Below are 10,153 nucleotides of genomic sequence, written 5' to 3'. Positions count from 1 at the left end.
CAAGGGCCCGCCGGGCCCAACCGACTAAGGTTTTAATTAATGCGCTTCTCCAAACTGGTCCGGACCGGACTGACGCCAATCGGAGGACGACGGGTTCGCCCCGATGATGGCAGGTGACGAGCGTCAATTCGAACGCATGGTAGCCAGTTGGATACTTTCCGAAAGTTTCGATGCCGGGGCCGACCGGAGTGTGCCCGGTTTTGTCCGGCAATAGAGACATTAGTTCCCGCAACACCGGCGACACGTCGACGGGATTGTTCACCGCTTCAGCAAACGAGCCACGCAGCGCGGGCGGGACGAAATGTCAGGAAATTGACCGATGTGACCACCGCGACAGATGAACACAAGGCGGTTGGCGCGTGACGACGGTCATATGACCAACCGATTACGGCGGCGACCCGCCAAACCTGTGGGATCATGAGAAAGTACCCGCTGTTTTGTCCGTACCGGGACAAAGGGGAAAGCGGACCGGCCGGCTGACAGCCGCGCAATAACGAATTCCCTCGCGCACCCGGCGACCCCAAGGAAGCACGCACGCTAGGAGTCCGGCGATGAGCAGTACCCGGCCGATCGGGCCGCAGCGGAACGATCCCGGTTTCGACGCGCTGTCGGAAGCCCTGGAGGAGGCGGCCACCGCCGTCCAGCAGCTGGAACCTGCCGCGCGGCAGCACGCCGAGCAGCTCCGTCACGCCGTTGAAGCGCTCCACGGCAGTGCGATCAACGCGATCGCCCGGAAACTGCGCAGCGACCCGCGTGGCCGGGAGATGCTGTTCGAGCTCGCGGACGACCCCATGGTGCACCTGTTGTTCTCGGTGCACGGGATCATCCAGCCCACGCCGGTGACCGAATCGCTGCACGCGCTCGACACGGTTCGGCCCTACCTGCGGGCCCACGGCGGCGACGTGGAACTGATCCGGGTCGACGGGGATACCGCGTTCCTGCGGGTGAGCGGCACCTGCAACAGCCACGCCCTGACCGGCGTTACGCTGCGTGAAGTAGTGAAGGACGCTCTGGTCGGCGGGGTGGCGTCCATCGCGCGGGTGGTGATGCTCGCCGGCGAGCCGCCACCGACGCTGATACCGCTGGGTCCCGTCCGCACCCGCGACGGTGGCTGGGTGGCGGTCGGCACGACCGCGGAGCTGTCCCACCAGCAGATCACCGCACTGCACCTCGAACGGGCCGACGGCGCCGAAGCCGATGTCGTGGTCATAAGCCACGACGGTCAGCTCACCGCCTATCGTGACGCCTGCGCCCATCAGGGACTCCCCGTCAACGTGGCGCAGCTGGACCCGGTCACGGGCACCCTCACCTGCCCACGGCACGGTTTCTGCTACGACGCGCGGTCAGGTACCTGCCTCAACGCGCCGGGCGCCCGGCTGGAACAACTTCCCCTTCGGATCGACAACGGTCAGGTCTGGATCCGCATCGACAGCTGACCGGTACAGGTATGGGCATCTGCCCCGCGCAGCGGCAGCCACCCCACACCGGTGGCTCAGAATTCCAGCGGACGACTCCCGGATGTCCACAGTTCTGCGAAGCGCTGCTCGACGAACTGCGCGAACGTCGAATCAACCGGCACCTCGTAGTGGGTGGTCCGGGACGACGAGTCGCCCAACGGAAACGTCGCAACCAGGGCGCGGGCGTCGCAGCGATAGTACGCAACGGTGGATGCCGCCGCGTAGACCCGGACGGCGATACGTTCCCGATCCGCGGCGGCCAGCCCATCGATAAAGATCCGAAGACGATGCAGATTCTCCCGGACCAGCCCGCAGACATCGTGCAACGTGCCAATCTCCCGACTGCGCTGGACGGCAGCGGGTGACTCAGGGTCCAGCAACATGATCTGCACCAACGCCCCGCGGTCGAGGGCGTGCCGCACCGCGGCGAGGAAGGAGTCCCGCAGGCGATCTTCGAGAAGCTCGATCCACGTGGAGAGGATACGGACGACGTACTCGCTCGCCGCTACCCGCCGGATGAACCCGTCGTGGTCGAAGTGGTCGAGGACGCGTTCCGTCGCCGGCTCAAGCCGGTCACCGGGGCCGTGTGCCAGCCAGTCACGGACCTCGGATTCCTCCGTACCTTCATGATCATTGAATAATGCCAGTGCCTGCCGCCACGACGCGCGTGCCTGTAGGTCATCGTCGCGCCAGTAGTGCAGCCGGCCGCGGCGGGCCAGAGTTCTCGCTTCGTTCAGCATGTCGCCGCGTTCCTGGAAGATGGACAGACAGGCGTCGTAACAGGCGAATGCCTCGGCGTCACGGCCACCTCGGCTGTGGGCGTCACCCAGCAGCAGCAGGGCCTCGGCCCGCAACGGCAGATGCCCCTCCGCCTGGAAGAAGCGCTCGGCAGCACCGAGCAACCCGATGGCGTCGTCGACCCGTCCGGTTCGCAGGAACGCCGATCCCAGGGCCATCCGAGCACGCTCGACGGCCAGCTGGTTGCTGGTCATCTCGCAGTAACCGACCGCAGCCTCCAGGCACGACAACGACTCGGCAGGACGGTCCGCGGCGAGGTAGGCCCGACCGAGGGTCTCCAGAGCCCGCGCCACACCGAACGTCATACCGAAGTCCCGGCAAAGATCCCTGCTGATGCGCAGATGATCAATTGCCTCGCCTATCCGGCCGTCCTCGATGTCGAGCTCACCCAGGTTGCGACGCGCCGCGGCCTCACCGATCGGCCAGCTCGTCGCGACAAAGAGGGCCAGGCTCGCCTCGAACAGCGTGCGCGCGCCGGCACGGTCCCCCTGCAGTCGGCGAAGCTGCCCGAGATGACGGCGCATATTCGCCTCGGCCTCCCGGCTGCGCTGGCGCAGCGTGGCCGCAAGGGCAGCCTCATGGGTCCGGTGCCAGAACGACCAGTGCGAGCCGATCTCGAGGAAGTCGACGATCGCGGCGCTCAGCAGCCACGTCATCTCATCAAAGCCTTCAGCCCCGGCCTGCTCGACGAGGGCGACAACGCTCTTGCTCTCCCGGTCGAACCACTGGATCGGACTGCGCGCAGCGGCCTCGATCACCCCATCCTCCCCCGGTTGCCACCGGGGCGGCGACCTGCGGGGGACGATGGTGCGGCTACCCGCGTGCAGCCGGCTCGCAGCGTCCTGCGCGCAGGCCAGATACATCTCCAGCACCCGCTCGAGCGCGGCGCAGCGGTCGGCGGGGCAGTCCTCCTGCGCGAGACGCTCACGCGCGAACAACAGCAGCAGGTCGTGAAAGCGGTAGCGGGGCTCATCGCCGTTTCCGGCCCGGCGCTCGATCAGGTGCCCGACCGCCAACTCCTCCAGCAGCTCCGCGGCCTGCTGCACATTCTGATCAAGGAGTGCGGCCGCGGCCAGGGGGCTGACGTCCTCCGTTTCCAGCACGGACAGCAGCCGGAACGCCCGCCTGGTCGCCGCCGGTAGCCCCCGGTAGCTCAGGTCGACGCTGGCCCGCACCTCAAGATCACCGACCCGGAGCACGTTCAAACGCGCAACCTGGAGCTCTTCTCGCAGGGACCGCAGCTTGGCATCGGGCCGCTGCGCGAGGCGCGCACCCGCAATCCGCACCGCCAGTGGCAGAAAGCCACACAGCGCCACGATCGTACGGGCCTCGTCCAGTTCAGCCGCGACCCGCTCGCCGCGTGCCACCTTGGCGAGCAGCGCCACCGCCGGGTCGGAATCGAGGACGTCGAGCACGAAATGGTCGGCATCCAGACTCGAAAGTGCCCGTCGGCTGGTGATAATTACCCCGCAGGATGCCGCCCCCGGGAGCAGCGGGCGCACCTGTTCGGCATCGGTCGCGTTGTCCAGAACGACGAGCAGCCGTTTGCCGTCGAGGGTTGAACGGTACAGCGCCGCCCGCACCTGCGGATCGTCCCCTATGTGCTCGCGTGACACTCCCAGCCCCAGCAGAAACGACACCAGAACCGTCGAAGGTTCGGCCGGCGAGTCCGGTGTGGCCTGCAGGTTCGTATACAGGAAACCGTCGGGAAACCGACCCCGGAGTTGATGGGCGACGTGAATGGCGAGTGCCGTCTTACCGACGCCTGCCTGCCCGGCTATTGCCGAGACGATTACGCCCGCACCGGCGTCCTCCGCTTCGAACAAGGCGAGGAGATCGGCAACCTCCTTCTCCCGACCGGTGAAGTTCCTCGTGCCCGCGGGAAGCTGGGACGGCACGGGATGGCGCGGCACGGCTCCCAGCCGAACCTGTTCAGCCGGCGCGGCCCAACGAAGGGACGGCTCGTCCGCGAGGATCGCCCGTTGCCTTTCCCGCATCGCGGTGGGTTCGATTCCACGATCACGGGATCGGCGCAACGCATCCAGGCAGACGGCGGCGGCATCCTCCCGGCGACCGTCGCGGTAAAGGGCCAGCGACAGATCAAGCTGAAGGCGTTCGTCGGCCGGGTTCTCGACGAGCAGCCGGCGCAGTATCGGTACAAGCGGCCCGTGCCGACCGGCCGCCAGATATGCGGCGGCCCTTTCCTTTTCCGCATGCAGTCGCAGCTCGCCCAACCGGGCCGCATAACGCTCGACAAAGGGACGCCTCTCAAGATCTGCCAATGGTTCCCCACGCCAGAGCGCCAATGCCTCGTCCACCCGGTCGGCAGCGCTCGCCACGTCCTTGGAATCCCGCAGCCGCCGGGCCTGCTCAACCAGTCTGAGAAAAACCAGTTCGTCGAGCTCGTCCGCCCCGACCTGGAGAACGTACCCGCCGGCGTCCCGCGCCAGGGGCTGGCCGTTGGACTGGCCCAACACCCGCCGAAGACCGAGAATATGCACCCGCAGCCGATGCAGGTGTTCGCGCCGATGCTCTTCGTGCCAACCGCCATCGCCCTGCATGGCGCGGAGGAGATCCCGGTCGGGGATAGGGCGGTTCGCCTCGGACAGGAGAGCCGCGAGCAACAGCCGGCGCTGCGGACCACCGATCGGGACATGCGTGGCGTCGCGCACCATCTCGAGCGATCCAAGAACCCGAAACTCCATGTCATCCTGTCTCGCGAAACAACGCACATCGCCCATTACATGATCACACTACTTAAATACCACCTCCAACCAGTGTGCAACACGAGGCCGTGGCAAGCCGGAGGCAACTGCCGGCCACCGGCACCAGGAGCACCCGCCCCCGTGTCCGACAGGACCCCGGTCAGGACCCGGTCAGGACCCGGTCAGGACCCGGTCGCCGCGGCACAACCCCGCCGGCCCCCGCCGGCCCCCGCCGGCCCCCGCCGGCCCACGCCGACCCCCGCCGACCCCGTCGTTCACCCAGCTGCCACGTTCGCGGCCCTGATCAGCTGCTGACCAGCGGGTCTTTCAATGGAAACAGACGGGTCGACGTTCCGAGACGGCCCGGCAGGAGGGCAACATGATGACGGTTCACTCCGACTGCGCGATGGTGCCGGAATTCACCTGGGAGCCGGTCACCGCGACAGGAGACCAGTTCGCGCTCCGGGTCGACGACGAGGCGATCGCCCAGATGCGGAAAGACTGGCGTGCGCAGGGTCGGATCACATGCAAGGTCCGAAAGCATCTGATGGTCGTGGAAACCCGCCACGGCGGCCTGCGGGTCGCGCTCGGGTCGACCGGCGACACGCTCGCGGAATTCCAGCAGGGACGCGGGGGAGCCCTCGTCAAACTGACCGGAGACCGCTGGCTGCGTTGGATCATACCTAACCGGCAGGGTTTCGCCCGGGGTTTCGTCGCCCACGCCACCGGCGTGCCACGGATCGACGGGCATAACATGGTGCTGTTTGCCCGGGATGGGATAGCGATCGTGCTCGGCGGACGCAGGATCCTGGTCGGCCCGTCCGACGGAGCCCCATCACTACATGAATATGATCTTCTGCTGGCTCTCGGCTGGTTCCTCATCCTGGTCGACGGACCAGCCGTCCCGCCACTCAGATGATCGCGGAGCAACCGGGGGGTCGGCTACCGGTCCGTGGCGAACCGGGATGCCAGCGCGGCCGCGATCTCGGCCGCGATCTCCTCCGCGTCGCGGCCGTCGGTGTCCACCACATAGTCTGTGCGTCGATACACGCGGTCGCGGGCAGCGAACATCGACTCCAGGACAGCCTGTTGATCGTCGTCCAGCCACGGCCGGCCAGCTCCCCCTCCCACCCGTCCGGCCAGCGTCCGTGGGGTCGCCCGAAGGTAGCCGACCCATCCGGCGGCGGCCAGCAGCGCCATGTCGTGCGGGCGGTCGGCGACACTCGCGGCGACACCCGCGACAAACGGCCCTGGCAGCTCCAGCAGTGTCCGCAGCTGGCGGGACTCATGGTCGTGCAGAGCCGCCGGCCCGGCCGTGGCCAGCTCCCGCGGGCCGGCCTGGGCCTGTTGGGTGAGCAGCACGTCGTTGTCCAGGTACCGGCAGCCCAGCAGCGTCGCCAAAGCTGTACCGACCGTCGACTTACCCGCCCCCATGAGGCCGACAAGGAAGACCCGTCGCCCAGAGGGCCAAAGGCGATGCGATCGTGGTTCTGTCGCATCGCCGGAGGCCGAAGTCCCCGGGTAGCTGACGGGCCAAAGGCGATGCGATCGTGGTTCTGTCGCATCGCCGGAGGCCGAAGTCCCCGGGTAGCTGACGGGCCAAAGGCGATGCGATCGTGGTTCTGTCGCATCGCCGGAGATGGTCACAGGTGCCTCCGGACGGTATCCATCCGAAGACCTTCAAGATCGTCTTCTTGCCGCCGCGCCCGGCCTACCAGCTGATCGAGTTGCGCGGCGTCAAGGCGGGCGTCGCGTTCGGCCACCGCACGCAGCGTGCGCCACGCCATCGCCTTGCCCTCCACGCCGAGCCGCAACGACTCCAGTTCGATGACCGTACGCAGCGGTGAGTTCCGCAGGAGTTGACCGTTGAGCTTGAGCCGGGCGACCTTCTCCATCGCCCAACCTGTATAGACCTTGTATTGTCGCGCGGGGAGACCGAGAGCGCTGATCATGTCGAGCAGCGCGGTACGGTCCTGCGCGATCTCGGACGCCAGTCGCTCGAGCACATCCCCGGCCGCTGAACCGCGCTGCGACCGGGCCGCGCGGCGGGCCAGCTCAAGACCACTGGTAGCACCCGCCAAATGGTCATTCAGATAGATACCGAGTGGCGTCGGCTCAGAATCGGGCCCACGGTTGATGCCGATCGAACTGACGGTGCCGGTCCGGCCGTCGCTGTCCGCCATGACGCCTCCGAGCTTGCGACCGATGTACGTGCGACCGATGTGCTACCAACGTGCCCGGCCAGGCCGCGCCCATGCCCGTTCCCCCCGCTGGATGCACCCGCATAACGGATGACGATCAAGGAGCGAGTCCGGGGCACGGACATCGCGAGGTGCGAGGACCAGGACTCAGGACCAGGACTTAGGACCAGGACCAGGGCAGAAGGGCGGACATCGCAAAATTCACGGCATTGGACTCGATCGGGATTACACTTCATGACACGCCCACAGATTCGCACGACGACACCTGTGGTAGCAATCCGTAACAGGAGGCCGGGTGAGCACGCAGTTCGACCTCATCGTTGTCGGCGGAGGGGTCATCGGTTGCGCGGTCGCCTACCAGGCGCGCTCCCTATTCGAGCGGATTGCGGTCGTAGATCAAGCCCGTTCGCTCGGCGCGATGGCTTCGTCGGCGGCAATAGGAGGGATTACGCCGCAGAGTGACGACATCTGCGGAGCAAGCCTGAGTCTTCTCGCGGATCAGAGTCGCGCGCTTTATCCGGCTTGGCTGCGGGAGATCGAAAACGAAGCCGCCGTGTCAATACCTTTGCATACCGCAGGTCTGCTCCAGGTGGCACTGTCGGGTACCGAACTCGACCGGCTCGGCTGCGTGCTGCTGCCGGAATGGATCTCGCGCGGCGTCGAGGTCGTACCGTGCTCCCCAGCCGAGCTTCAGGCCTTGGAGCCGCTGCTCACGCGGCGCGCAAAGGGCGCATTCCTGCTGCCGCGGGAAGCGTCCCTGGAGCCCGTTCGCCTGCTTTCCGCGCTCGATTCCGTACTGCGACGGGATCCGCGTGTCACCGTCCTCACCGGTGCGACGGTGGAGGAGATGAGGAGCACACCGGACAGCATAATGATCCGCGTGAAGGGCGGAAAGATGCTCGGCTGTCGTCACGCCGTGCTCACCGCGGGGCTGGGTAGCGGCCAGTTACTGCCGGCTCGCACCGTCGATCCGATGTTTCCCGTAAAGGGACAGGCAATGGAGTTCCAGGTACCTCGGGTAGCGAGCTATCCCCTTCGTTTCCAGCTGTACGCCAAAATCGAGACAGCGGAGGGAATCAAGTCAGCATACCTGGTCCCGCGCGTGGACGGACGGGTGGCCGCGGGCGCGACGTACGAGTACGGAATACCGGACAGCATTCCCTCCAGAGCAGGCTACGAATCTGTACTCGCGGGAGTCACCGCGCTGGTCCCGACCGCTCGTTCCTGGACGGTACAGCGCCATTGGTCCGGCGTCCGGCCAGCCACCGTGGACCAGCACCCGATCATCGGCCCCGTGACGGAGGACGCACGAGTGATCGCAGCTACCGGTCACTTCGGCCTTGGAGTGACGCTCGCCCCCGCCACCGCCGAACTGGTCTGCTCGCTCCTCGACGGGCGTGACCTCACCATTGAACAGCAGGACGCCCTTGATCTTTGCAAGCCGGCGAGGTTCATGGGTGACCATACGGCGCGTATGGTTGAACATCCGCCGTCCCATGTGCAATAGCGGTCATCCCGGTTGTCTCCCCGTGCGTCCAACTCGCTAGCTTCAAGGTGTGAAGTTCAGTGGACTGCAGAGGTAGCGGAGGTCGGCGCTTGCCGCCACTGGTCGAGCCGACTCCTGGACGGTTGCCCGACGAGCGACGCGATGATCCGGGCCGCACCGCGAGCACAGTCAGCTCGTGCGACGATGCCCGGTACGGGCGGTCCAAAGCCACCCGCAGGGCCACCTTTCGCGTTTGCGCCCGGCTTCGGAGCGTACAGGCCACGCCGAAGGGGACGGTCCCGGCGACGAAGGTCAGCAGCTTCCCTGGTACATTGCAAGCGTACTCATACGGTTACGGAACTGTGCAGTCTATTCGCGGCCGCCTGAGCATAACGCCTCAAACCTATTCTGGACGGCTACGGTGAGGATTCAGCCAAGGCAACACATCCTTGACATCTGGCGCGCGGTGCTGGCGACCGCCTACCAGGACGGAACCTGGGTCTGGGGCGGGAGGGACGAGTCCAACTCGATCAGTGATGCCGAGCAGCTTCTATGCATCCTCTATCCGGCGACCACGATCGAAAACCTGGCGCTCGACCGCCCGGATGCCATCGCCGACGATGTGCGAACCACGCTGAAACCACTGGGCGACAGCAATCGCATACCTCGGGTTATCGTCGAGATACTTGGTGACTACATCGGCAGGTACTCGGACGAGAAGGGGGAGCCCGTCTTCACCGGCGGCCGCTACCTCCGGCGGGAGGCCAGCGGGCCACAGCCTGCGGCCACAGCCGAGCAGCTCGAGCTCGACGTCGTCGACGCCTACTCGATGTCGGTGACCTTGTGCCTTGCGGCATTGGGTTTCATCAGTGTCTACAAGCCGACTGTCGAGCGCCGCCCCGAGGTGAGACGGAAGGTCGAAGAGATCGAGGCGTCGACGAGTCGCCGACTCACCGCGGCCATGCTGGGGCTCCTGCGCAGCTTCGTAGTGAAGACCGTCGAACCGGACGATCCGTACGGCCGCGCAATGCTCCATATGATGAACGCGGCGGGAGTCTCAGAACGCATAGTGCTCCAGGAACTGCGGAACAACCTCGCCCGGGTCCGTGCCAGACTACGGGACGACGTCCGGATCGGGGTGGGTTCCGACGTCGGCCTCGACAACGAGAATCTGCTGTTCGAATGCGGATGGGCCTGGGGAATTGCACAGAACGCCGGGCGGATCGACTTTGTAAGTGACGGGTTTCAGCAACGTTCCGGTGTTGCCGAAGCCAGACCCTATCTGTATTTCACGGTTGTGGCGCTCGACGGTATCAACGACCTCCTCTCACCCCGGACTCGCGAGCTAGGCCTCCTCAACGATGAGCAGCGGCGTTTGGCCGAGGCGTTGCAGATTCGCTGGGACCTCACTCAACGGTACTGGTCCACCATCGCCCGATTCGGTGATCAGGCGTGGCCGCTGGAGAACATCCCGTGGCAGACCTCCGACGGCAAGGAGTCGGACTA

Annotated in this window: 7 protein-coding genes; 4 read left to right on the top strand and 3 right to left on the bottom strand. The window is 66.2% G+C overall.

The features are described from left to right. The first annotated feature begins 551 nt into the window (after window positions 1–551). Window positions 552–1,436, top strand: a complete 885-nt coding sequence (locus U9979_RS23265) for a NifU family protein (protein ID WP_322780960.1) — start codon at window positions 552–554, stop codon at window positions 1,434–1,436. Between the two features lie 56 nt (window positions 1,437–1,492). On the opposite strand, the gene U9979_RS23260 is transcribed toward U9979_RS23265, so the two are convergent. Next, window positions 1,493–4,960 carry an AfsR/SARP family transcriptional regulator gene (locus U9979_RS23260; protein WP_322749114.1) on the bottom strand — a complete coding sequence of 1,156 codons (3,468 nt, stop codon included), beginning with the start codon at window positions 4,958–4,960 and terminating at the stop codon, window positions 1,493–1,495. A 382-nt stretch (window positions 4,961–5,342) separates the two neighbouring features. Between U9979_RS23260 and U9979_RS23255 the strand changes: the two genes are divergently transcribed. Beyond that, window positions 5,343–5,879, top strand: coding sequence for a hypothetical protein (locus U9979_RS23255; RefSeq protein ID WP_322780959.1), 537 nt, complete (start codon window positions 5,343–5,345; stop codon window positions 5,877–5,879). 23 nt (window positions 5,880–5,902) lie between these two features. Here U9979_RS23255 and U9979_RS23250 read toward each other — a convergent pair whose 3' ends face one another. After that, window positions 5,903–6,394 (bottom strand): shikimate kinase, encoded by a 492-nt coding sequence (locus tag U9979_RS23250; RefSeq protein WP_322780958.1) that lies wholly within the window; start codon window positions 6,392–6,394, stop codon window positions 5,903–5,905. Between the two features lie 209 nt (window positions 6,395–6,603). Further along, on the bottom strand, window positions 6,604–7,143 hold the full coding sequence (locus tag U9979_RS23245) for a hypothetical protein (protein WP_322749117.1): 540 nt from the start codon (window positions 7,141–7,143) through the stop codon (window positions 6,604–6,606). Between the two features lie 313 nt (window positions 7,144–7,456). On the opposite strand from U9979_RS23245, the gene U9979_RS23240 reads away from it, so the two are divergent. Together U9979_RS23240 and U9979_RS23235 are read left to right on the top strand one after the other, a co-directional pair. Next, the gene (locus tag U9979_RS23240) at window positions 7,457–8,668 is read left to right on the top strand and encodes an NAD(P)/FAD-dependent oxidoreductase (RefSeq protein WP_322780957.1); all 1,212 of its coding nucleotides are present in this window, start codon (window positions 7,457–7,459) and stop codon (window positions 8,666–8,668) included. 400 nt (window positions 8,669–9,068) lie between these two features. Then, the coding region (locus U9979_RS23235; protein ID WP_322780956.1) for an SCO2524 family protein at window positions 9,069–10,153 on the top strand (1,085 nt) is incomplete at its 3' end.

Source organism: Protofrankia sp. Cas4 (assembly GCF_963555915.1).
Lineage (GTDB): Bacteria > Actinomycetota > Actinomycetes > Frankiales > Frankiaceae > Protofrankia.
This window is presented reverse-complemented; position numbering and strand designations above follow the sequence as displayed.

What these genes read in the sequence shown, in the direction of transcription:
- U9979_RS23265 (WP_322780960.1), top strand. Translation starts at nt 552, where the DNA reads ATGAGCAGTACCCGGCCGATCGGGCCGCAGCGGAACGATCCCGGTTTC.
- U9979_RS23260 (WP_322749114.1), bottom strand. Translation starts at nt 4,960, where the DNA reads ATGGAGTTTCGGGTTCTTGGATCGCTCGAGATGGTGCGCGACGCCACG.
- U9979_RS23255 (WP_322780959.1), top strand. Translation starts at nt 5,343, where the DNA reads ATGACGGTTCACTCCGACTGCGCGATGGTGCCGGAATTCACCTGGGAG.
- U9979_RS23250 (WP_322780958.1), bottom strand. Translation starts at nt 6,394, where the DNA reads ATGGGGGCGGGTAAGTCGACGGTCGGTACAGCTTTGGCGACGCTGCTG.
- U9979_RS23245 (WP_322749117.1), bottom strand. Translation starts at nt 7,143, where the DNA reads ATGGCGGACAGCGACGGCCGGACCGGCACCGTCAGTTCGATCGGCATC.